Below are 23,668 nucleotides of genomic sequence, written 5' to 3'. Positions count from 1 at the left end.
CTTATCTGTAATATTGGGTTTGTTTCACATTCAGCATATCTGATAACACAGTGGTAGGAATAGGCATGGTATAATTGCGCGGGAGTTCCAGTTTGTTGCAAAGAGGAATCATCGTTCTGAAATTCTCTTTGGTAATCGGGAAATTCGGTTTGTTGATGGCTCCCCACCCGTTTATATTATCCAGATGTTGTTCTATTCCGTTGAACTCATCGTTTACTTTAGCATCCATAGCCGCCATCATATAGCCCGGATACAACTTATCTATGCGTACCAGTTCATAGTAACGGTTGCTCCATTCAAGTGCTATCTCAAGGCGTTTGTCTTTCCATATCTGTTCCAATAGAGCTGTACCCGATGTTGACGGAGAATCTTTCAGGTTTGCCCGGTGTCGTACCAGGTTCAGCCATTTTACGGCAAGCCCCTCCTCACCGGCATAATAAGCGGCTTCCGCTCCTATCAGTAGCACTTCTCCCATGCGGAGCAACTTCAGGTTACATCCTCCTAAGTTCGTTTGCGGAGTATCACCTGTTCCTACCGGTTTCTCCTGTGCGGCTTTCCGTGAATAACGGTTTGGCCATCCGGCAGCCAATAAGTTCTTGTTGTTGAAGGCTACCCCGTTTATCTGGTCACCGTTTATTTTTCGGAACGGACTGCTATTCTCGGGATGTTTCATACCGCTGAGCGGGTTAGTGACCCCGAACAGGACGGTTCCGAAGTAACGGGTATCGATAATTTCTCCCGTGCTACCGTCCGTTTCATACTGATTGATGAGATTCAGCGTAGGGGCTACACGTCCGTATCCGTTGTATGATCGGGGTTGGGAAGGCCGCCATCCGGCGAAGCGGGTATCTCCGGTAGAGGTGGACTCCGTACCTATCTCGAACAAGGACTCTGAGCAGTAATTGCCTGCCCTGCGGAATATCTCTTCAAAGTTATTATGTAGCGGATAGTCCTCTTCCATTGCTTTCACTATTTCCACAATCTCCTCATAGCACTTGTCCGCTTTCTCCTGATCATGATTGAAATAAATCTCGTTGGCCGCCTGATATAATAAGGCCTTTGCCAGCAAGCCTTGTGCTGTTCCCAGATGAGCACGTCCTTGCCAGTCGGTAGTGTAAAGCTCCGTCCATTCCTGTTTGGTGGGAATATACTTCACGGCTTGGCGCAAGTCCTCCACAATATAGTCATAAAGCTGTGTCACAGACTTGTCATTGGTCAGCCGGGCATATTCGGCAGGAGTGATGTCTCCCTCTTCGGGCAGGATAACCACCTCTCCGAACGTATTGACAAGCATCATATAGAAGAAAGCGCGCACTACTCTGTTCTCGGCAATCAGCCCGTTCTTATATTTGTTCATGAACTCGTCAAAGTAGCTTTCCAGTGCGCGTATATTGATATTTGTGCGGTCTATTCCCTTGTAACTTGCCGTCCATATATCATTGATATAATTGGTGGAAGAAGGAGTGATTCCGTAGAAGTTCTGGAACTGATTGTACAAGCGGTTGTGTGTGATTCCTCCGGCGTCGCTGAGTATGGAACCCCTCAATGCATTATCCGAAGCGATTTCTCCCATAGTACTGAAAGCATCGCCTTGCCCTTCCCCTAATGTGAGTATGGCACTGTAAACAGACGAACTGAGTTTGATAGGATCGTTCAGCGATACGGAGGGAGTCATATTATGTGCCGGTTTATCCAGAAAGTTATCCATACAGGAGGATAAGAATCCGGCAAGCAGACCGGTCATCACGGTGGTTATAATGATTCTTTTGTTCTTCATGATTCTTGTTTTTTATCGTTTAGAAAGAAAAGGAAGTACCTACTGTAAATGTACGGTTGTCAGGGTATAATCCGAAATTATCGATACCGCCCCTGTTGGCATTGCCCGTAGCGCCGATATGTGTCTTATATCCCGTTGCTTTGGTGAACGTATGTAAATTGGCTCCCGACAGGAAAATGCGGGCGTTCCTCATACGAATCTTTCTCAGCAGCTTGTGGGGGAAAGCATAGGAGAGCTGCACATTGGCAATGCTCAGGTAGTCTCCGTCCTCGATGAAATAGCTGCTGTCCATAGATGAGGCGTCTCCACGTACAAACACACGCGGGATATGATAAGATGTACCTTCACCGTGCCATGCACCGAGCATATCGGTTGTGAAGTTCTGTTCATTCTGGCGGTACTGGGTGCGTCGGTTATAAATCTTATGCCCCAGTCCGCTGGTGAGGTCTACTATAAGCGTGAACCCCTTGTAGGAGAATCTTGCATTGAACCCAAGCTGTACTTTCGGGATATAAGAACCCAGATAAACATAATCGTTGGTATCGATCACTTTGTCGCCGTTCACATCCTCAAATATCAGTTCGCCCACACGTGTGCCGCTTATATGAGGCAGACTTGCCAATTGTTCGTCATTCTGGAAGACCCCGACAGCTTTGTATCCCCAGAAGCTGCCGATAGGATAGCCCTCCATTGTACGGTTGGGGGCATTGCTGATACCACCGATATTATCGTTGATTTTCTTCACATTGTTCTTGACGGTAGAACCGGTGAAAGTGAACATACTGTTTACCTTTCCCAATTTAGGAGAATAGGCTACATTCCACTCGAATCCTTTGTTGGTTACCGTTCCGATATTACTTGTCACGTTAAACTTCGACGGCTGAATCAGTAACGGCATCATAACCTTCGATGTCTCTTTATGGAACCAGTCTACCGATACGGAGAGAAGATTGCGGAAAGCGGCGAAGTCGATTCCCAGGTTGAAAGATTTCATCTCTTCCCACGACAGGGTAGTGTCGTACATCAATCGCAGTGCGTCCGTAGAATAAATGCTATTATTAGGTCCCGTTACGATATTCACGCTGTTGGCGTAGAGTGTCTGCGCATTGCTCACCCCTTTATCGTTGCCGACTACTCCGTAGCTCGCTCTGAGTTTCAGCTTGTCCAACCATCGCGTACCTTTCAGGAAATTCTCTTCGGACATCGTCCAGCCCAGTCCCAATGACGGGAAGAACCCGTAGCGATTGTCCTTGGGATAAGCGGACGAACCGTCCACACGTCCGGTAGCTATAACATTATAACGCCCTTTCAAGGTATAGGTGATACGTCCGAGATAAGACACATAACTCTTTTCCGAGCCACCGTCCTCACCGGTAACGGTTGTTCCCTGTCCTGCGTACCATAAGTTCTGGTTCTTCCAAGCTTCCCACGGAAGTCCGGTAGCAAACAGATTGGCATACTGTGTGCGGTAATATTGCATGGTAAATCCGCCCATGACTGTCAGCCGATGGTCTTTCTTGTGCAGATTGTATGTCAGCGTGTTTTCCAACTGCCATGAATTGTTGTTGAAACTGTTGTGAGTCAGTCGTGATATCTTGTAAGGCGAATTGGAGTCTTCCACGTTCTCCATGAAAGCCGGAAGGAAAATCTTCTCTTCCCCGTTGGCATAAGTTGTAGAGAAAGCAGTCCGGAATTTCAACGGCTTGATGATATCCCATTCCAGAAAATAGTTACTGTTGAACCGGTTCGTTTTCCGGTAGCGGTCGTGCGTATAGTAGAGCAGGGCATACGGATTGTTGTCTCCTCCGTTGAAGTCGTTCTCACTATCACTGTCCCCTGTCAGATTGTACACGGGGGCATTCGGCAATCGTTTTCCTGTGAGTGAGAAAACGTTGTTGTCCACCCCTCCCTTATCGTCTGTGGTAAAGATCATATTCACCCCTATTTTCAGATTCTTGTAGAGCTGATAAGAAGCGTTGACTTTGGCATTCAGGCGTTTGTAATCAGTATATTCTATTACACCCTCCTGATGCAGATAACCCAATCCGGCATAGAAGTTGGCTTTCTTTGTGCTGCCCGATACGCTAAACTGATAATTGCCCGTCAATGCCGTGCGGTTGGCGAGATCCTGCCAATCGGTACCTGCGCCTGCCGTCTCCCAATCCGGATAAGGAATGGAGTTGATAGCGTCCGCGTTCTGATAATTATCCGCCAGATACTCCAAGTTGCGTATCTGCTGGTATTGGCTTGTGTTGGCGAGTGGCAGCAAGCGTTCCATCTCTGCCAGAGAGAAGCTGGCTGATGCGTTCACACGGGTGACACCTTGCTCACCGGAACCCTGCCGGGTAGTGGCGAGAATCACTCCATTGGCTCCTCTCGAACCGTAGATAGCGGTAGCCGAAGCGTCTTTCAATACCGTGATAGATAAGATATCGTTCGTATTGATGGCATTCAGTTCGTCCAATGTCATGAACTGCCCGTCTACAACACAGATAGGTTCGGAATCATTGTACGAACCTACACCGCGTATACGGACAGAAGCCGTTGCACCCGGCTCGGAAGTGCCTAATACTTCCATTCCGGGAATCTTGCTTCCGATAGCGTCAAGCAGATTGACAGTCGGTATTTCGCTCAGCTCTTTGCCGGAAAGGGTGGAGATTGCTCCTGTCAGGTCCTCTTTCCGTTGCGAGCCGTAGCCTACCACTACTTCCACCTGCTCCAGTTGGTTGACTGCCGGTTCCAGTTGTACACGGAGTTTGCTCCGGCCTTTCAGCTCTATTTCCCGTCTTTCATAACCGATGAAAGAGAAAACTAATGTAGCTCTTGGACCTGCTTTGATGGCGAAGTCCCCATTTACTCCGGAGGAAGTGCCCCGTTGGGTTCCTTTCACTTGGATGGATACGCCGGGAAGCGGTTCTCCCGCTTCGTCGAGCACCACTCCACTGATTTGAATATTCTGCGCTTGCAACAGACTTGCCATTACAAGCAGGCAAATCGTAAACAGCGTTCTATACATTGGACTGAAATACATATTGTTCTTCATATTTTTCTGAGTTTAAGACTACTAAGGTGATTATAATTACTCCATGCAACGCTGAGGAACCTTGTACTGCTGTTGCAGTCTGGTGAGTTCCTTTTTCAGCTCCGCCGTTATTTTCTCCGTTCCTTTCCGACCGTAGATATTGTGCATTTCCATCGGGTCATTTTTCAGATCGTAGAGTTCCCATTCCTTATCCTGATAGAAATACATCAGTTTATAGCGCTCTCCCTTTACTCCGTAATGCTTGTGAACACTGTGGAAACCGGGGAATTCATAGAAGTGGTAGTACAGGTACTTTCTCCAGTCCGGAGTTTTCTTGCCCTCCAGCAACGGGAGGAATGATACGCCCTGCATCTCTTTCGGGACATCAATACCGCACATTTCCAGGAAAGTGGGAGCGAAGTCTATATTCTGTGTCAGTTTGGTGATATGCGTGCCCGCTTTGATTTTCGGAGGGAAGCGCATCATCATCGGCATTTTCATGGATTCCTCGTACATAAACCGCTTGTCAAACCAGCCATGTTCGCCGACGTAGAAGCCTTGATCGCTGCAATATACAATGATTGTATTGTCGAGCAATCCCTCTTTCTTCAGATAATCGAGCGTCTTGCCTATGCTTTCGTCAAGGGAAGCGATGGTTGCCATATATTCGCGCGCATACCGTTGATACTTCCAGAGAGCGAGGTCTTTGCCTTGTAAATCGCGTTCCCATAGAGAGTTGTTCTTCTCACGATAGTTATCGTTGAAACGTTTCCATTGTTCGGGTGTCATACGACGGTTCAAGTGCTTCCACGGATCGAAACGCAGCGAATCGCTACCTTTGGCTACGTTCATTTTCAGGTCGTGCCCTTCGTACATATCACGGTAGATATTCATTTTCTGTTTCTGTGCCGCTTTACGTCCTTCGTAGTCGTCGAAGTAGTTGGCGGGCACGGGGAAGTCCACATTGTCATAAAGATGATAATGACGTTCGGCAGGCCACCAGTTGCGGTGCACGGCTTTGTGGTTCATCATCATAAAGAAAGGCTTGTTCCGGTCGCGGTGCTCCAGCCAGTCTATGGTCTTTTCGGTGATAATGTCCGTCACGTATCCGTCTATGCGTACCGTATCGTTCTCGGTGATGAAGTCGGGGTTGTAGTATTCTCCCTGATCGTTCAGGATAGTCCAATAATCAAATCCGGTAGGCTTCGTCACCAAATGCCATTTACCGATCAGAGCGGTTTGATAACCGTTCGCCTGGAATATCTTCTGTACCAATAGTTGCGAGCCGTCGAACTTGTTTCCGTTTCTCATAAATCCGTTGGCATGGCTATGCTTTCCGGACATTACCGCAGCGCGGCTGGGACCCGACAGGGAATTGCAACAATAATTGGCTTCGAAAAGTGCGCCTTCGTTGGCTATCCGGTCAATGTTCGGAGTAGGTGCCAGGCGTGAGAATTCGGAGCCGTATGCGCTGATGGCCTTCTCTGCATGGTCGTCCGACATAATAAAGAGAATGTTGGGAGCGGACTCCTTCGCTTTGTCTTGCGCATGAGTGCCGGCAAGTGGGAGTAGGGGAATCACTGCTCCTAATAATAGTTTGTTCTTGGCTACTGTTTTCATAAGTTCCATTAATTTTTCGTTGTGATGCAAAGGAAAGAATTGTTCGGCAAGGTATAAAAACAAGCAGTGCCATTTGGTTACGTCAGACCGATTTTTCTTAGGAAAACAGCTACTACATCACTACTTCACTTCTCTTTTTCTACTTGCTAAACAGTTGATAATTAATGATATGTGATTACCCTATTTATAAAACATGAAAGTAGTCCGTATGCTTAGATATCAATGAGAAACTGTACCAGATCGACGCTTGAATCCAGTTCCATCTTTTTTCTGAGGCGGTATCTGGCTGTTTCCACCGCGCGCACTCCTATGTTCAGCATATCCGCCATGTCTTTGGTACTCATATTCAGGCGTAGCAAGGCACATAATTTCAGGTCGTTCGGTGTCAGTTCGGGGAAACGTTGCCGTAGATTCCTGAAGAAGTGCTCATGAATCAGATCGAAATTAGAGAGAAACAGGTCCCATTCCTTGCCTTTTGTGGTGGCGTTGTCTATCATATCTATCAATTTCTGATAGTATTTATTGGGATATTGGCTGCCCAACATCCGTTTATGGCTCTCTATCTCCTCCTTGATGGCGAGCAGTATCTTGTTGTTCTCTATAATCGTCATGGTCGATTGCGTCAGTTCCTTGCCTTTGAACTGTATTTCGTCATTGAGCCGTTTGTTTTCAAGTTCAATGATTTGCTGTTCGCGCTCTTTGATGATATGTTGCTGTTGGCGCAGCGTTCTCCGGCGTACGCCTGCATAGATAGCAACGAAGATGATTGCCAGCAGACAGAAATAGCCGATATAGGCCCATGAACTCAGATACCACGGCGGAAGGATACGGAAAGCGAAAGAAGCGGTGGCTACAGCTATCCCTTTCTCGTCGATAGCCCTGCACTTCAGGCAATAGTCGCCTGCCGGAAGCCGTTGCATATTGATGGAAGGCGTGTTCTGCTTTTCCTGCCAATGCTTTTGGATACCGTTCTCTTCCAGTTTGAACTGAAAATAGATGTCTTCATTATAGGCAGGATAAGCCACCTGCACGTCCAGACTGTTAAAGTCGGAAGTCAGCAGGCACGGAGTGTCTCCGTTGCGCACGGGCAGGCTACGTGTCTCGTCTTTCAGTATATTGTAAGAGGTGATATGGCTGAAAGTCATTTCCTGATTGAGAGACGGACGGCTGTCCTCCGGCTTGTTGGGGATAAGCACGAGCACATTCTCCGCACATAAGATGGAGTGCTCCGGTGTGATGGGGACGATACTCTCGAAATCCTTGTGCATCCGCAGATTGTAACTGTCAAACAGCAATACTCTCTCTATGACCGGTGCTTCGGAAGCCGACATATTGACCAGTGCCACGCCCATATCGGTGATGAACCAGTAGTAAGTGTTGTCCACCTTCACAATCTGCTTGGTGTGGGCTATGAACTCCAGATGGGTATTCAGCCGGTCGTACGGAACGATGGAGTCCGACAGGTCATTATACGTGTAGAACTGTTTTTCGTTGGTAAATACGATTCTTCCGCCGACATTGAAAACACCGATGTGCGTCCGGCTTGAGTCTCCGATACAGGAGATGAATTCGTTTCCGGTGAAGCCCGTATGGTTCCGGTTCATTTTCAGCTTGTATATTCCCTTGCGTGTATGCGCTACCCAAAGGTTTCCGTTATTATCGAACTCCATGTATCGCGGATAACCGTTGAAGTCGTTAAGGCGCTGGCGGAACAGGTAGCCGCCATCCGGTTCTACATCATAAAGGTTGATGGAATTATAACTGCCCAACAGGAAGCCTTTTCGCTGTTGCGGGTAATGAATCTCCGTTCCCGCCAATGCTCCTCCTGTGGGATACATCTCGGTCAGGCGGTTTTGCCTATCCAGCAGGTAGGTCGCTTTGCTATGCCCGATGATAAGTCCTTCTTCGGTTTTGAGCAGTTTCTGTACGTAGCCGCTTGGCAAGTTCATCTTTTCCGGCGAGAAATTCTGTTCCTGAGTCATGAATTCCCCTGCTTTTATTCGCCATAAACCTTGATTGGAGGCGATGTAGAGGTAGTCATTCCATAGAGCGGCATCAAAGATGGAGCCGATACTTTGTTCTTTCAGGTAGTGGAAAGAGAAAGAATCATTGACAAAGGCGAGTGAAAGTCCCTTCTCCAGTCCGATCCAGATATTGTTGGCCTTGTCTTTAAAGAGTGACAAGACGGTATTGTGCTGCAACTTGTTCCGATGATCCAGTTTGTAAAGCAGGTTACCTTGCGGGGTGAAACAGAGCAGGCCGTTACTGCGCGTTCCTGCCAGCAGATTGCCGTTCTCCGCATAAAGAGCTTCGTTATTGCCGATGATATCCGGTGTCTTGTTGATGGTCGACTGCGGGATGTATTTCCCTTGATCGTAAATCCAGAATCCTTGATTTTCTGTTTGGATGAGCAAACGGTTGCCTTCATACGGCAATATACTGCGGACAGGGCTTTGGAAAGGGGCGGAGGAGGTGGGCAACTTGGTAAGGTTGTTCTTCTCCAGCAGATAAAGTTCGTCCTGAATCACCGCGTAGATTTGGTTATTGACTTTATAAAGGCGTTGCATCATGTTTTTCACCGGATAGAAAGCTATCTTCTTCGATTGGGTATCGAAAGAGAAATAACCGGCAAAAGACTGGAAGTAAATCAGGTTTTCGTCCTGTTCGATACTCCATATATCCTTGTTCTTCAATTCCTTGTGTTGGAACAAGCCGGAGATGGAAGTGTAGACTAGTTTGCCATATTCGTTTCTTTCAAAGTAACCGAACTCTTCGTAGCTGCCGATATAGATACGGTCGTCCGGAGAGATATAAAGGGAACGGATGGTTCGGTTCTCGTTGGTGGTGTATGTCTGCCATGTTTTCCCGTCGTAACAGACCAGGCCGTTACGGTTGGCTACATAAATAATACCTTTGCTGTCTTGTCCGATGTCCCAATTCTGGCACATCACTTCCTTATTCGTGAAGTTTCTGACGAATGGAATAGAGACTGCCAGAGCGTTGGCAGAGGTTAATAATACGATAATGAGCGCATAAATGTATTTCATAGTTCCAATATCATATAGGGGATTCCTCGACAAAAATACAAAACTTTGGGTAGGATGCAATGTAGAGCGCGAAAACATTTGTAATATATGTCGGCTTATTTTAGGCGGAATCTGCATATCTGTGGGAGTAAACATCCGTATATAAACTTCCGCTCTACTGCTGCCAAACTTCCTTTCAATAGGAACTAAACTTCTTTTCTACCGCACATAATCTATAAACGAAGGCTTCGTTTTTAAAAATGAAAGTTCTGTTTTTATAAACAAAGCCTTTGTTTTTATAAACGTAACTTGCGTTTATAGATTACTAGTGCGGGATTCTAAGTTTATGTTCTATTGAAAGGAAGTTTGGCAGTAGTAAAACGGAAGTTAGTTACTAGTAGACGGGGAACAATCTCCCCGTTTACTGAAACTAAACCTACTCTGTCTTACTGACTTCTTCCCCGTTCTTGTATGCCTTACCCTTTTCAGAGGTGACGGTAGAACCTTCCAAGTTATAATTGGCGTTGTTTTTGAATGACTCGTTAAAGCCTTTGGTGGTAGCTGCATCTTTACTCCAGCCGATTGCGTAACAGATGATTGCATCTCCGTTGGCATTGGCTGATAATGTTCCTAACATTTTAGAGTCTTTGACGGGAAGCTTATCGGTCAATAATGCAGGGGCAGAGTTTCCTAAGAACCCTCCGAGCCATACTGCACCTGTTGTATTAGTGGATTTAGCGGTGATGTTAGATTCTGCTTCGACTGTACATTTAGCATTGGTCATTTTAGCCTCTGCCATCATTCCACCGATAATTCCTCCTACATGGGCATTCTTTGTACCTTGATTTTCTACTTTCAGTTCTCCTTTGTAAGATAAATCACAGTTGGCAACAGAAGAACTTTTTGTGAGTTCACCAATTACTCCTCCGTTTTTAACATCATTGTTTACTGTATTTGTTACGGTAATGTTAACTTCTGAACGGATATTTCCGGATAATACCGTATTATTGCTTTGTCCTATTAACCCTCCTGTTTGAGCAGCCCCTGTAGTTGTAATATTGATATTTCCTACGATAGTCAGATTCTTTATTTCGGCGTTATGGGTATAAGCGAAGAATCCGGTACCTCCTGATGCGGTTATTGTAGAAATCTTCATACCACTGATTGTTTTTCCGTTTCCATCAAATACACCGGAGAAAGTTTTGATAGGCTCCCAGTCTTCTTCATCGAGGGAAATATCATTATCCAATTTGAAATGTTTACCTGCAAAGACCGTACCTGCTTCACCTTCTTTTGAATCACGACTGATAGCCCGTAACTGTGCAGCATTCGTAATAATCCAGGGACTTGTTTCTGTCCCTTCCCCTGTCTTGGTATAATCTTCATCCGGTTCCGGCTCCGGTTCTTCCTCTTTGGCTACGGTCACTTCGAGCGTATACTGCTGTCCTTTTTCTAAAGCAATACCTTCGAGCGTACCATTATAGACTTCGCCACTTTCATCTGTAACCGCTATTGCTAACTGCTTGCCGCTTAAATCGACAGGAAAGAGGAGTACGTTTGCTTCCAATTGCTGCAAAGCCTCGAAGTCTTTCAGATTCAGTGTCACCTTATTAGTGCTCTCATTCGTAACAAACTTAAAATCTGCGGCAGAAGCCGGATAATTGTTACAATTAACCGATTTGATAAGATTCTTGCCATTGGTGCTGATATCCACAGTTGTCGGGATGACCTCTGCGGGCAATGTGATCTTTAATGTCAGGATAGCCATTTGCGGTTGGAATTCAATCGTATTGATAGCACCGTTCTCGAAGGCGCTGACACCGTACATATAGTAGAATGCTGATAAATGCTCTTTCGTCGCATTCCCTTTCTGGGTAAGAACATTCTGGGTATCGGTCGGATCTGTACCGGGAGCGAGTAGGGGAGTACTTGCTGCGTTTGCTTTCTCTTTGGCTTTTCCTGCAGGATAGAAAGCACGGATATAATCACCCTCTTCCGGTGTGGGGAACGCTTTTTTGACCGCTTCAAACGTTGCCTCGCTCACTTGCGAATCTTCGGTATAGAAGAGATTCTTCTCGGAATCGGCTTTCTTTGCATATAAAGCGATGGTATTGTCGGCATTCCATAGTAGAGGTTCAGGTATAATAGCCTCAACGGTGGTTATTCCTTGATTGCTGCTGCCGCCCTGTGCGGAATCATCATCGTCGGAACAGCTGCTGATAAACAGTGTGGTGGCCAATGCTATGGAACATTGGATAAAATTGATAGTTTTCATGATGGTAAATTGATAGGTTATTGATTATAGCTTGTCTCCGATTTCGTTTTGAGTCTTTCGGAGTGTTTCTTTTAATTCGTTTATCACTTTCTGATACTTCTTGTTGTTGTATTGGTCCGTCATCTCGTGGGGATCGTTCTGTAAGTCGTAGAACTCCCATACAGGCTGGAAATTGGGCTTGTTGATAGAACCTTTCGTTCCGCATGACTTTCCGTAGAAATAAATCAGTTTGTAGCGGTCGGTGCGCAGTCCGTAGTGGGCGGGGATGTTGTAACCTTTGAAATTCATCCAATAACGGTAATACGCTGTCTTCCTTGCGTCGGGAGCTTCCTTGCCGTTTAGAGAAGCGGAGAAACTTCTGCCGTCCATATAGTCGGGAGTCGATATGCCTGCATACTCGAGAAGCGTCGGAGCAAAGTCGATGTTCTGTACGAAGGTCTTACAGGTAGTGTGCTTCGGTATTCTTTTCGGGTAGCGGATTACTAATGGCATACGCAATGCCTCTTCGTACATCAACCGTTTGTCTACGAGCCCGTGCTCACCCATGTAGAAGCCTTGATCGGAAGTATAGACGATGATGGTGTTGTCCAGTTGTCCGTTCTTTTCCAGATAATCGAGCAGGCGGCCTATATTCTCGTCTATTCCGGCAATGCAGGAAAGATAGGTGCGGATGTACTCTTGATAAGCGTCTTTCACTCTGTCTTCTTTGGGAAGTTCCTTGTTGGCAAACCGCCCTCCGGAAATCTTATTGTGTACGGACTTCAGTATAGGACGACTGTCGAGGTTCTCATACAGGTTGTCCGGTTCGGGAAATACAACGCCTTTGTACAGGTCTTTGTGTCTCTCTGCCGGAGTGAATGGGGTATGAGGTGCTTTGAAGTGGCACATCAGGAAGAAAGGCTTGTTCTTGTCCGCTTGCTCCATCCAATCGATACATTTGTCCGTGATGACATCCGTACAGTAACCTTTGGTGCGTACGGCGTGTTTCACGTCGAAAGGAAGTCCGCTTTCCATAAAACCGGGATTTTCGTATTTGCCTTGTCCGGGCATGACACTGTAGAAGTCGAAACCTTCGGGCTGTGTGCCGATGTGCCATTTGCCTACGATGGCAGTCTGATAACCGTTCTTTTGGAATTCCTTTGCCATAGAAGGATGTCCGGCGGGAAGTTCGTCGGCGAGGGTATATACTTGGTTGTGATGACTGTATTGCCCCGTCAGGATAGCCGCCCGGCTGGGAGTGCTGATGGAATTGGTGACAAAGCAGTTCTCCATCTTGACTCCTTCGTTGGCTATACGGTCGATATTGGGAGTTTTCACATAGTCTTTCAGTACTGAGGCGTATACACCGATGGTCTGGAAAGAATGGTCGTCGGACATGATATAGAGTATGTTCGGCCTGCCGTCGGCGGCAAAGGCGGCTACGGCGCTCAAAGACAGGGCTGCCGTGCTTATACCCGTTTGAAGGAATGAAGTTTTCATCGTAAATTAATGTTTAAAGTATCTATTCGTTTATTGTCTTTGTACATATCCAGGCTATATGCGCGCTTACTCCATCGGTCGTAAGGGAGTTGCAACACATTGATTCCCTGCTTTATCTCGTCCGGAGTGACTTTGCGGACTTTCTCTTCACAGTTGATTGTAAAATAGATGTCCGCTGAGGCTGCGTCAGACCAGTATCGTATGTTGTAATCCTCTGTATCCGGATGAGCGGTCAGATCGACGGCTCCGGTCTGGAGATTGACAGGGTTCTGGCAGAATCCTTCAGGATAAGTCACCGCCTTGAATCCGGCCGCTTCAAGCCCCTGTCGGATAGGTTCGCTTTGCAGGGCTAGTTTCCATATCAATCCGCTGCGGTAATTCTCGATGACGGATACGACGGGCATTACGGAAATGGATAAATATCGGGAGTCTGCCCAAGCCAAACTTCTGTTGTAGGCATCCGCAATGCCGTAAGTTCCTTGTAGATGGGGCGTTTCATAGAGCGAGCGAATGACTTGCAGGGCATAGAACGGAGTGACGGGAATTGTTCCCATAGCTCCTGTGGTGCAAATCGTACCGTCGTCGCGGCTCTCTCCGGGGGCACGGCCTTTGTATCCTAAAGGCTCCGGTCCGTAGCAAGCGCTCAATCCCCAGTTGTATTCGTCGTACAGATACTCTTTCGGAGCGTCGTTCAGACTATAATGGCGGTTTATCAGCGCATGGTTGGTGCAGAACTCCCAATAATCTGCATAGTTATCCTGATATAAAAAAGGGTTTATCCATAGGAACGGATGCTGCGTGGTGAAGAGCGGGCCGCCTTTTTCTTCTCCGCCCAGCTCGAACGTATATCCGTAGGTGGTACGGCCTGCATTGAAGAACTTCTTTCCCCGCCATCCGTTGGTATACACATCTTCCGTAACAGCATATTCTTCGGGAGCGGAAAGCGCGAGCAAGTAAGCGGGCAAGGCTTCGCAAGGACCGGTTATCTTGAGTGGAGCAAAGCCTAAGTCCTTATCCCATGCCCAATACAGCGTCTTCTCTCCGTTGGTGTAGAAGTTCCAGTCTATTTCGTTGTGGAACTTGCTGACAAAAGCCCTTGCTTCGGTTTCCGTTGCATCTTCCGAGTTGAAGTATTCGGAGCAGATGAATAGTCCCATCATCATAAAAGAAGTCTCCACCAAATCGCCTGCCGACTGTTGTTTCTGATTGAAAGGCAGGCCTGTCCCTGTCTTTCCGTCTATCCAATGCGACCATGCTCCGTGATAGCGTTCGGCCTTATTGAGGAAAGTACACATATCCAGAAAACGCTGTGCTCCTTCCTTGCGGGTGATCCAGCCACGTTCTACGGCAACGGGAATGGCGGTTGCCGCATATGCCGACCCTGCCAATGCCACTGTGTTTATGGAGCGTTCCGTCCCTATCAGCGCCATTTTACTGTCTGCCTGACAGTTCTCGTAGAAGAAGCGGAAGTATCCCCGCTGTATATCGGTCAACGTCTGCCTTTGCTTCTCAGGAGTATATTCCAGCGAATCGGCAAAGTAGTTCCCTTCCGGAACGGTGGGGACAGACGGTGTCTCCGGTTGTTCCGGTGAATGGAAATCCTGCTCGTCCAAACAGCTGGACAAGACGGTGACGGCTGTCAGGAGAAGGCAAAGTATCGGTTGGTGGCTCATCATTCAATCAGAGGGAATTAATTCAGTTGGACTTTTACTTCTGCTTTCGGTTGCCCATTTTCTTGCAGACGGATGATACAGCGTTGCGTATCTTTCAATCCGCTACGGTCGAACGAGAGTTGGTTGAGGCCTTTCGGGTACTTCTTTGCGGGAATCTCCGAAAGCACTTTTGTGCCTGCCTCATTGCAGATCTGGAATGACACTTGTCCGGCTTCCTCCAGATAGAAATCCAGTTCGTACATTTTGCGGTCGGGGTGACGGAGCATATCGTAATAGCCCGTGCGTGTGTCCGCAATGGCATACGGGAAACCTGTGGGATGGACGGGCAGATGAATGCCTGCTTTTTCCATACCTTTCCTGATGTCGGGATGATTGGCGAGCAGCTTCCATAGGAAACCACTGCGGTAGTTCTCTATCATGATAACGATAGGGGCCTGGTCGATGGCGATTCTGCCTTTGAAATACCAGTCGTCTACAAGGCTGTAACCGTCTCCGAATCCTCCCGGAGTGTGCAGCTTCGGGCAGTTATAATGCAGGTTGAGCAACATCTGTATGGAATAGAAAGGCGTGTAAGGCATGGACGAGAGGGCGGCGGTAGGAGCTATCACGCCATCATCCCTCTTCGGAGTGCGCGGCTTATACCCTTTCTTGACGGGCTGGTTCGGTCCGGAACCGGCACTTAGTCCCCAGTTGAACGCGTCATACCGGTATTCTTTGGGAGCCACTTCCATGCAATAATGCCTGTGTATCATGGCGTGGTACGTTCCGTATTGCTGATAGTCTACGTATTCATCCTGCATCGTTTTGGGGTTTATCCCTAGAAATGAATAATGGGACAGGAACAGAGGGCCGCTCAATTGGGCTCCCATGACAAAAGGATAACCGTAATGCACACGGTTGGGTTTGCATATCTTTCCGTTCTGTTGCCATCCGTTCTTGTATATATCGGCACCGATGGCGTACTTATCCGGTGCACCCAAAGCAAGAATGTAGGTCACCAGCGCTTCATTGTATCCATGTAGCGGTAAGGTATACGCTCCGTTCGTGCGTTCCCACAGCCAATATAACTCTCCGTTGTGCACGAAATCGCTCCATTGTATGGTCTTGCGGAAGCTGTCTACCGTTTTCCGTATCTCTTTTTCGACGGAATTGTTTTCTGTCAGGTAAGCTTGGGCGGCATACAACCCCATCATCATAAAGGAAGTTTCTACGAGATCTCCGGCTTCTATCTGTTTGCCGAACTTCACGGGCTCACCTTCTGCGTTCATCCAATGCGACCATGCGCCTTTGATGCGGTCTGCCTTGTTGAGATAGCGTACTAAGGACAGGATACGTTTGGCGCCCGCTTCGCGGCTAATCCATCCCCGCTCTATTCCCGTCAGTATCACCATGACGCCAAAACCGCTTCCTCCGGTAGTCAGATTCTTGTTGTTGACGTTGGCGCTGGCATGAATCATACCTGTCTGCTTGTTGGCAAACTGCCAGAAATGATTGAATGCGGCACGCTGTTCCTGCTCCAGCACTTTGCGTACGGAGTCGGGTTCGTATGAGAAAGTCGAAGTAGCCCGTGCGGGTGTTGCTGCATACCCTGATATATATAGGCTACACATCAGAAGAAGACTGAATACTGTTTTTGTTAATAGGAAGTGATTCATAGCTTTTTATTTTTTGAGCAAAGTAAAGCTTTTCTTGCTTTCTACTCAAATTCCGGACGTCGTATCGAATACGTCAGTATGAAAAAAGAGAATCTTTTTACTACTATTTCTATACTACATTGGTAGATAAGTGATTGTGTATGAGTTGTGTGTATCTGCTATTTGTCTTTTGTTTCCTGCTGTCCATTTCATTCGTTTTTATGCGCTGTTTAGTTATTTGATGATGATACGGCATGTATTCAGACCTGATTTTGTATCTTGTTTGTTTTTTGCCGGTAGTCTTAAAAAATACAATACTCTTTTCGCTTTAAGTAAAAATTTCCTCCGAAACGTATTATAGTTCGTTAAAAAAGTGTACATTGCAACGTTTCTGGACATTTTTGATGGATAATTGGAACAAAATTGTAATGTTAACCCGTTTTCTTTTGCTATTTTTGCATCGTGTACGTAAACGACGTGCATTTAGCAGAGAGGCTTATTCAATAACTATAAATAAATAAAGTATGAAAACGAACTATGAAATTCGCTATGCCGCGCATCCCGAAGATGCAAAAAGTTATGATACCGCAAGAATCCGTAGAGATTTTTTAATCGAAAAGATATTTGTCCCCAATGAAGTAAATATGGTGTATTCCATGTACGACCGTATGGTGGTAGGTGGCGCGCTTCCTGTTGGTGAGATGCTGAAGCTTGAAGCGATTGATCCGTTGAAAGCTCCGTTCTTCCTGACCCGCCGTGAAATGGGTATCTTCAATGTGGGAGGTCCCGGTATTGTAAAAGCAGGCGATGCGGTATTTGAACTTGATTATAAAGAAGCCCTTTATCTGGGTTCGGGTGATCGTGAGGTGACCTTTGAAAGTAAGGACGCTGCCCATCCGGCTAAGTTCTACTTCAACTCGCTGACTGCACACCGCAACTATCCTGACCGCAAAGTGACGAAAGCCGATGCAGTCGTTGCCGAGATGGGTTCTCTGGAAGGGTCCAATCATCGTAACATCAATAAAATGCTGGTGAATCAGGTGCTTCCTACCTGCCAATTGCAGATGGGTATGACGGAACTTGCTCCGGGAAGTGTATGGAATACCATGCCTGCTCACGTACACAGTCGTCGTATGGAGGCTTATTTCTACTTTGAAATTCCCGAAGACCATGCTATCTGTCACTTTATGGGCGAAGTGGACGAAACGCGCCACGTATGGATGAAAGGCGATCAGGCGGTGCTTTCACCCGAATGGTCTATCCACTCGGCTGCCGCTACCCACAATTATACCTTTATCTGGGGCATGGGCGGCGAGAACCTCGACTACGGAGATCAAGATTTCTCATTGATAACAGACTTGAAATAAACAACTACAATAATTTTCCTAATTTAATAACAAAAAATTATGAATCAGTTTTTGAATTTTTCTTTGGAAGGTAAAGTAGCTCTCGTTACAGGTGCTTCTTACGGTATCGGATTTGCAATCGCTTCTGCATTCGCAGAACAAGGTGCTACTATTTGTTTCAACGACATCAATCAGGAGTTGGTGGACAAAGGTATGGCTGCATACGCTGCAAAAGGTATCAAAGCTCACGGTTATGTATGTGATGTAACAGACGAACCGGCTGTACAGGCTATGGTTGCCACTATCGCGAAAGAAGTAGGTACAGTTGATATTCTTGTTAATAATGCAGGTATCATCCGTCGTGTGCCTATGCACGAAATGGAAGCCGCTGATTTCCGTAAGGTGATTGACATCGACCTGAACGCCCCGTTCATCGTTTCTAAGGCTGTTTTGCCCGCAATGATGGAGAAACGTGCAGGTAAGATCATCAACATCTGCTCTATGATGTCTGAATTGGGACGTGAGACTGTATCTGCATACGCTGCCGCTAAGGGTGGTCTGAAAATGCTGACTCGCAATATCTGCTCTGAATATGGTGAATACAACATCCAATGTAACGGTATCGGCCCGGGTTACATCGCTACTCCGCAAACTGCTCCTCTTCGTGAGCCGCAAGCAGACGGAAGCCGTCACCCGTTCGATTCATTCATCTGCGCTAAGACTCCGGCCGGTCGTTGGCTGAATCCGGAAGAACTGACAGGTCCTGCCGTATTCCTTGCTTCTGAAGCTTCTAACGCTGTCAACGGTCATATCCTTTACGTAGACGGTGGTATCCTTGCTTATATCGGAAAACAACCGAAATAATAGTGAGATAACGAGATATTCCGATAAGGTGATAGAATGGTAAAGAGCTTCCTCTTTTCGTCTGTCACCTTATCTTTTTATTATTCATTCAATGTAGATTAATCATGAAGAAGATATTAATTCTGGTTGCTGCAGTCTTGATGGGAGTTGCTTCCTGTGCTGACAGCAAACAGGCAATGACGGTTACAGTGACCAATCCTTTGGCTTTAGAGCGTACAGGGGAGATGGTGGAAGTACCGATGAGCGATGTGGTTGCGAAGTTGAAACTGGCGGACACGGCACAGATTGTAGTGCTTGATGCGGACGGACAGCAGGTTCCCTATCAGGTGACATACGATGAAAAGGTTATTTTCCCGGCTACGGTGAAAGCTAATGGTACGGCTACTTATACCATTCAGCCGGGTGCTCCGGAAGCCTTTAATGTGATTGCTTGCGGTAAATATTACCCCGAGCGTCTTGATGACCTTGCTTGGGAGAATGACTTGGTAGGTTTCCGTGCGTATGGTCCTGCTTTGCAGGCAAGAAACGAGCGTGGATTCGGTTATGACCTTTTCACGAAGTATAATACTACCGAACCGATCTTGGAAGCTCTTTATGCCGAAGAGCTCAACCCGGAGAAGCGTGCGAAGATTGCCGAACTGAAGAAAACGGATCCCAAGGCGGCTGCCGAACTTCAACGTGCCATCTCTTATCACGTTGATCATGGTTACGGAATGGATTGCTATGCGGTAGGTCCTACGTTGGGCTGCGGTACGTCGGCTTTGATGGAGGGTGATACGATTGTCTATCCTTACTGCTATCGTACACAGGAAATCCTTGATAATGGTCCGTTGCGTTTCACTGCGAAGCTGGAATTTAATCCGCTGGTGGTTCGTGGAGATTCCGGTGTAGTGGAAACGCGTGTAATTTCGCTGGATGCAGGCTCGTATTTGAACAAAGCGGTGATTTCGTACACCAATTTGAAAGAAACAATGCCTGTGGCTACAGGATTGGTTCTGCGCGAACCGGATGGAGTAACGATGGCGGATGCTGCGAATGGCTATATCACTTATGTCGATCCTACAACCGACCGTAGTGGTGGAAACGGCAAAATCTTTGTTGGTGCTGCGTTCCCTGCACAGGTGAAGGATGCTAAAGTAGTTCTTTTCCAGGAGAAGGAAAAGAAAGAACGTGGTGGGGCCGATGGTCACGTGCTGGCTGTCAGCGAATATGAACCGGGTTCGGAATATACTTATTACTGGGGATCTGCGTGGGATAAAGCTGCTATCAAGACGGCAGAAGCCTGGAATGAATATATGTCCCAATATGCACAGAAAGTACGCACACCGTTGACTGTGGCTTATTAAACTGTTTTTGGTATAAAATACCTTGTTTGTAGGCTGTTAATACTTGTCGTCTCAGGTATTAACAGCCTATATATTAAGTGTTAATACCTGAGACGACAGGTGTTAATACTCTATGCGGCATATTCTAATAGCCTGTATGATAGCTAATAGCTGCTTGTATGTCAAGAGAACTTCCTGATATATTGTTTGATAATATTCCATTTGCTGATTTACTTTTTGCCCTCGTTTCTTTGCAGGAAAGAAACTTTTGCTTATTTCTTTCTAAGAAAGAAAGACTAAAAACAGATTACGGAATTCACTTGTGAAAGAAAATATAAGATACTACCGTTCCAGTATAGACAGAAGCCGAATGGAAAGAACAAGATACGTCTATTCATGTGGTATCCGCCTGGAATGGATACGTTGCTTATTGAGCGATTTTCTTCAGAGTCTCTTTTTCGTATAATTCCCATCCGGTTTCTTTCCAATGATATTCCCATACAAGTTTGTCAGCGGATATCTCTACAATTTTCATAATATCCGGATCCTCATAATCGTATCCACCGTCATTCGGATAATAGAAGATAAGATGGACAGAGCCGTTTTTTAACTCCCATTTACCGGTTTCACTAGGGTTACTGCTTCCTCTGGAGTAACTATTGAAGGTCATATCAGATTTCAGTTCATATCGTCTGCCGACATAGTATGATGGATTGTCCTCTTCACGTTCGCCGTCTTCTATTTCATATCCGCTATGTTCGACGACTTCCCACATTCCTACTAATTCATCTACTGATCCGATGGAGTCTTCGTCATCGTCGCCACAGGAATACATACTGAATGATAATAATACTACGGCTACGCAAGTAGCCAGTTTCCATAATGTTTTCATATTAATTCGTTTTGAGTGATTTGAAAAAACAGCATTCACGTCTCTTCTTACGGAGAGAGGAGAACATGAATGCTGAATAAAAATGATATTGAAAGGTTTGATTTTACTCTTCTTATAATCTTGTTGGCAGAGTTTAGAATGCTACACCCAAACGAATCATAAAGTTGCTGGTCTTGTTACTGCCGAGATCACTGAATGTGTCTATGAATCCACGTTGATAAGTAAGATCCAAGTTGAAACGGCTATACCATACTCCTACGCCAATATTCATGCCTACATCATAATGATTGTAGTCAACATCTAAATAATCGGCAAAATCTCCCCAACTGATACTTTCTCCATCTCCTTTCATTTTGCTGGTATAGTCATAGCTGGCGTAAACTCCTGCATGAGGATCAATCTTAATGTTATCTGCTACTTCGAATTTCCATCCGAAAGTAAACGGAGAGTATTGGATATTATGGGCAATGCATTTTGTGTCATCTTCCTTGAATCCACGAGAACCCAAGCCAAATTCCATTCCCCAATAACCTCCGGAACTGCCTAATGGCTTTTGATAGCCAACTGTAGCGTTATAGCCAATATTGGAATCGAGTCCTTCGGCTCCGTCTCCGGAAACATTCATAACGTTTAATCCGGCACGTAGAAACCATAATGTACTAGATGGCTCTTTTTCTGTTCTTACAATGGAACTTCTGGATGATACGATCTGTGCCTGTGTGCCTACACATAAGAGAAGTGCAGCTACGATTGATAATACTTTTTTCATTGTTTCTTATGTTTTAATAGTTAATTATTGGTTTTTACGACCGGTGCTATTACCCCTTTCTCATCGGTAGGAGCGAGTTTCTTTATCCTTATCCATTCATAATCGTCCTTAGTGGCGGTGTACCATTTACTAAAAACGGCAGGGAAGCCTACTACTGTTACTGTGTAGCCTCCTTCATCGTTAGTTTCCACCTTATAGGTGGCTGCCATGATAACGTCGCTACCGGCATCTTCGTTAGCCTTATAAGTAGCCCATGAACGGACATTGCCCAACTCTCCTTTCAATCCGATTTCTACTTCTTCACGTGTGAAGTTATAGGTGAATACTTGTCGTTTGGGAGTCTCTCCTCCCAGCAGCCTGACTTCCGCTACTACAGGTTTTACACATACTTCGCTTACTGCATCACCTGCACGCGATTGTGCGTCACGAAACTGAAATGTTGACTTTTGAGCATAGCTCTCCAATGTACAACCGAGAATCAATGCAATTAATAGAATTAGCTTTTTCATCTTCATCATTCTGTGAGTTTTGTTAATATGTCGCAAAGGTATGTGAAAGGAACATAACAAAGGGGAAACGGGTAGTTCCTAAAGGGCGACAAATATGTCGCCTATTTGGAGACAGTGTTTGTAGGAGGGATGAGGTTGATCGTATCAGACAAGTCTCTGAAGAAGTCGTGATTGAGGATGCAGGATATACGCCAAAGCAGTTGGATATCAATATTCTCTTTGTGGAATATTTTATAGACATTGGGGCGGGTACAACACAATTGAGCAGCGAACCAAGTGACGCTACGTCCTTGGTCGTGAAGAATACGTTCGATAAGCTGTCCTGCATGAATCATATCCATACAACGCTGTGTGTTTCGCCCAGATTCCCGTAGGTGAACTAATTTTAGTAAATGTAACTTTGGAAGAATATATATGGAAAAGGCGCGGGAATCTTACCTTCGTCCGTTCCGTGTTCAAGGCCTTCGCAATGCCAGCTACCGGGAACGAACAACGCAGAAAGCCCACGCCGATATGTACAACACCCGCAGCCTCTCTTTGTTTCTCAAAGCGAGGCACGGATGTATATAAGCACACATCAGGAGGACGTCTTCGTTGCAGCTCGTCATTCCGGTAGAACGAAATTTGCGAAGTTTTGAACACCAATGACAAACGCTTGTAAACGTCTTCTCAATATAAAAACGGCTCCCCCTCACCACCCGAAGGCTTTCTGCGGAAGAGACCGTTGCAAATGTAAATAAAAAAATGAGATTATGATAGGATAGGAGGGAATATATGCTTTGAATTATACGATTTATGTAATTCAAAGCATATAATCAGAGTCATTTATGCGATATCCTAGAATACTTTAAACTCGTATCCTTCTGCCTTTAGGAATTCGATGGCACGGGGTAGGGCATATTGTAAATTCCCGTTGTTCCAAGATTTCAGTGAGTCGTGGAAGGTAATGATAGAACCGTTACGTACATAGCGTTTCACGTTGTCCAATACCTGCTCGGGACGCATACATTTACTGTAATCGCGGGTTACGAGGTCCCACATGATGATGCGATAGTGGTGGCGGAGCGTATAGTACTGCCGGAAACCCATGTGCCCGTGTGGCGGACGGAATAGGTCTGAATGGATAATCTCGTCTACTTTCTTGGCATTTGCCAGATAGTCCGGATTGGAATACTCAAATCCGCGAATATGGTTGAATGTGTGGTTGCCGATGCGGTGTCCGCGCTCTACTACCATTCGATATTCATCCGGGTGCTTGCGTATATTGTCGCCTACCATGAAAAAGGTAGCTTTGATGTGGTGTTTTTCCAATAAATCCAATACCCAAAGAGTAACCTCCGGGATGGGTCCGTCGTCGAAAGTCAGATAGACTGCCCGTACGTTCGGATCCATCCGGAAGATTGCTTGTGGATACAACGCCCGGAAAAACCAAGGTGGTTGTTCTATAAACATTGTAC

17 protein-coding genes are annotated in these 23,668 nt (G+C 46.1%); 4 read left to right on the top strand and 13 right to left on the bottom strand.

Annotated features, from left to right (window positions below; translation table 11 throughout):
* Position 1: 1 nt before the first annotated feature.
* From ACNOGP_RS03930 to ACNOGP_RS03895, 8 genes are all read right to left on the bottom strand, one after another.
* Positions 2–1,777 carry a RagB/SusD family nutrient uptake outer membrane protein gene (locus ACNOGP_RS03930; protein WP_418214120.1) on the bottom strand — a complete coding sequence of 592 codons (1,776 nt, stop codon included), beginning with the start codon at positions 1,775–1,777 and terminating at the stop codon, positions 2–4.
* Positions 1,778–1,796: 19 nt separating this feature from the next.
* Positions 1,797–4,820 (bottom strand): SusC/RagA family TonB-linked outer membrane protein, encoded by a 3,024-nt coding sequence (locus tag ACNOGP_RS03925; protein WP_418214119.1) that lies wholly within the window; start codon positions 4,818–4,820, stop codon positions 1,797–1,799.
* Between the two features lie 36 nt (positions 4,821–4,856).
* On the bottom strand, positions 4,857–6,419 hold the full coding sequence (locus ACNOGP_RS03920) for a sulfatase (RefSeq protein WP_195534251.1): 1,563 nt from the start codon (positions 6,417–6,419) through the stop codon (positions 4,857–4,859).
* A gap of 212 nt (positions 6,420–6,631) precedes the next feature.
* Positions 6,632–9,466, bottom strand: a complete 2,835-nt coding sequence (locus ACNOGP_RS03915; RefSeq protein WP_186966247.1) for a hypothetical protein — start codon at positions 9,464–9,466, stop codon at positions 6,632–6,634.
* Between the two features lie 415 nt (positions 9,467–9,881).
* Positions 9,882–11,720 carry a hypothetical protein gene (locus ACNOGP_RS03910; protein ID WP_418214118.1) on the bottom strand — a complete coding sequence of 613 codons (1,839 nt, stop codon included), beginning with the start codon at positions 11,718–11,720 and terminating at the stop codon, positions 9,882–9,884.
* 24 nt (positions 11,721–11,744) lie between these two features.
* Positions 11,745–13,199 (bottom strand): sulfatase, encoded by a 1,455-nt coding sequence (locus ACNOGP_RS03905; RefSeq protein WP_418214117.1) that lies wholly within the window; start codon positions 13,197–13,199, stop codon positions 11,745–11,747.
* Entirely contained in the window at positions 13,196–14,875 is a 1,680-nt protein-coding gene (locus ACNOGP_RS03900) for a glucoamylase family protein (RefSeq protein WP_418214116.1), read from the bottom strand. The genes ACNOGP_RS03905 and ACNOGP_RS03900 overlap by 4 nt, the downstream gene beginning before the upstream one ends.
* A gap of 14 nt (positions 14,876–14,889) precedes the next feature.
* A complete protein-coding gene (locus tag ACNOGP_RS03895; protein WP_186966251.1) occupies positions 14,890–16,527 on the bottom strand; it encodes a glucoamylase family protein in 1,638 nt (545 codons plus the stop codon).
* Between the two features lie 503 nt (positions 16,528–17,030).
* On the opposite strand from ACNOGP_RS03895, the gene kduI reads away from it, so the two are divergent.
* The 4 genes from kduI to ACNOGP_RS03875 all read left to right on the top strand — a co-directional run bounded on the left by kduI (position 17,031) and on the right by ACNOGP_RS03875 (position 20,367).
* Positions 17,031–17,873 (top strand): 5-dehydro-4-deoxy-D-glucuronate isomerase, encoded by an 843-nt coding sequence (kduI, locus tag ACNOGP_RS03890; protein WP_287664431.1) that lies wholly within the window; start codon positions 17,031–17,033, stop codon positions 17,871–17,873.
* A 39-nt stretch (positions 17,874–17,912) separates the two neighbouring features.
* On the top strand, positions 17,913–18,716 hold the full coding sequence (locus ACNOGP_RS03885; RefSeq protein ID WP_007757062.1) for a gluconate 5-dehydrogenase: 804 nt from the start codon (positions 17,913–17,915) through the stop codon (positions 18,714–18,716).
* A 104-nt stretch (positions 18,717–18,820) separates the two neighbouring features.
* The gene (locus tag ACNOGP_RS03880) at positions 18,821–20,062 is read left to right on the top strand and encodes a DUF4861 domain-containing protein (protein WP_186966252.1); all 1,242 of its coding nucleotides are present in this window, start codon (positions 18,821–18,823) and stop codon (positions 20,060–20,062) included.
* Positions 20,063–20,220: 158 nt separating this feature from the next.
* A complete protein-coding gene (locus ACNOGP_RS03875; protein ID WP_418214115.1) occupies positions 20,221–20,367 on the top strand; it encodes a hypothetical protein in 147 nt (48 codons plus the stop codon).
* A gap of 101 nt (positions 20,368–20,468) precedes the next feature.
* Here the strand turns inward: ACNOGP_RS03875 and ACNOGP_RS03870 are convergent, their stop codons facing one another.
* The 5 genes from ACNOGP_RS03870 to ACNOGP_RS03850 all read right to left on the bottom strand — a co-directional run bounded on the left by ACNOGP_RS03870 (position 20,469) and on the right by ACNOGP_RS03850 (position 23,663).
* Positions 20,469–20,933: a lipocalin family protein gene (locus ACNOGP_RS03870; protein WP_418214114.1), complete on the bottom strand. Its 465-nt coding sequence runs from the start codon at positions 20,931–20,933 to the stop codon at positions 20,469–20,471.
* A 133-nt stretch (positions 20,934–21,066) separates the two neighbouring features.
* Positions 21,067–21,702, bottom strand: coding sequence for an outer membrane beta-barrel protein (locus ACNOGP_RS03865; protein ID WP_186966254.1), 636 nt, complete (start codon positions 21,700–21,702; stop codon positions 21,067–21,069).
* Positions 21,703–21,722: 20 nt separating this feature from the next.
* Entirely contained in the window at positions 21,723–22,220 is a 498-nt protein-coding gene (locus tag ACNOGP_RS03860; protein WP_418214113.1) for a hypothetical protein, read from the bottom strand.
* 92 nt (positions 22,221–22,312) lie between these two features.
* Positions 22,313–22,546: a hypothetical protein gene (locus ACNOGP_RS03855; RefSeq protein WP_032839901.1), complete on the bottom strand. Its 234-nt coding sequence runs from the start codon at positions 22,544–22,546 to the stop codon at positions 22,313–22,315.
* A 502-nt stretch (positions 22,547–23,048) separates the two neighbouring features.
* Positions 23,049–23,663 (bottom strand): polysaccharide deacetylase family protein, encoded by a 615-nt coding sequence (locus tag ACNOGP_RS03850; RefSeq protein WP_418214112.1) that lies wholly within the window; start codon positions 23,661–23,663, stop codon positions 23,049–23,051.
* Between the last annotated feature and the right edge of the window lie 5 nt (positions 23,664–23,668).

The organism is Bacteroides difficilis (assembly GCF_048319815.1).
Lineage (GTDB): Bacteria > Bacteroidota > Bacteroidia > Bacteroidales > Bacteroidaceae > Bacteroides > Bacteroides zhangwenhongii.
This window is presented reverse-complemented; position numbering and strand designations above follow the sequence as displayed.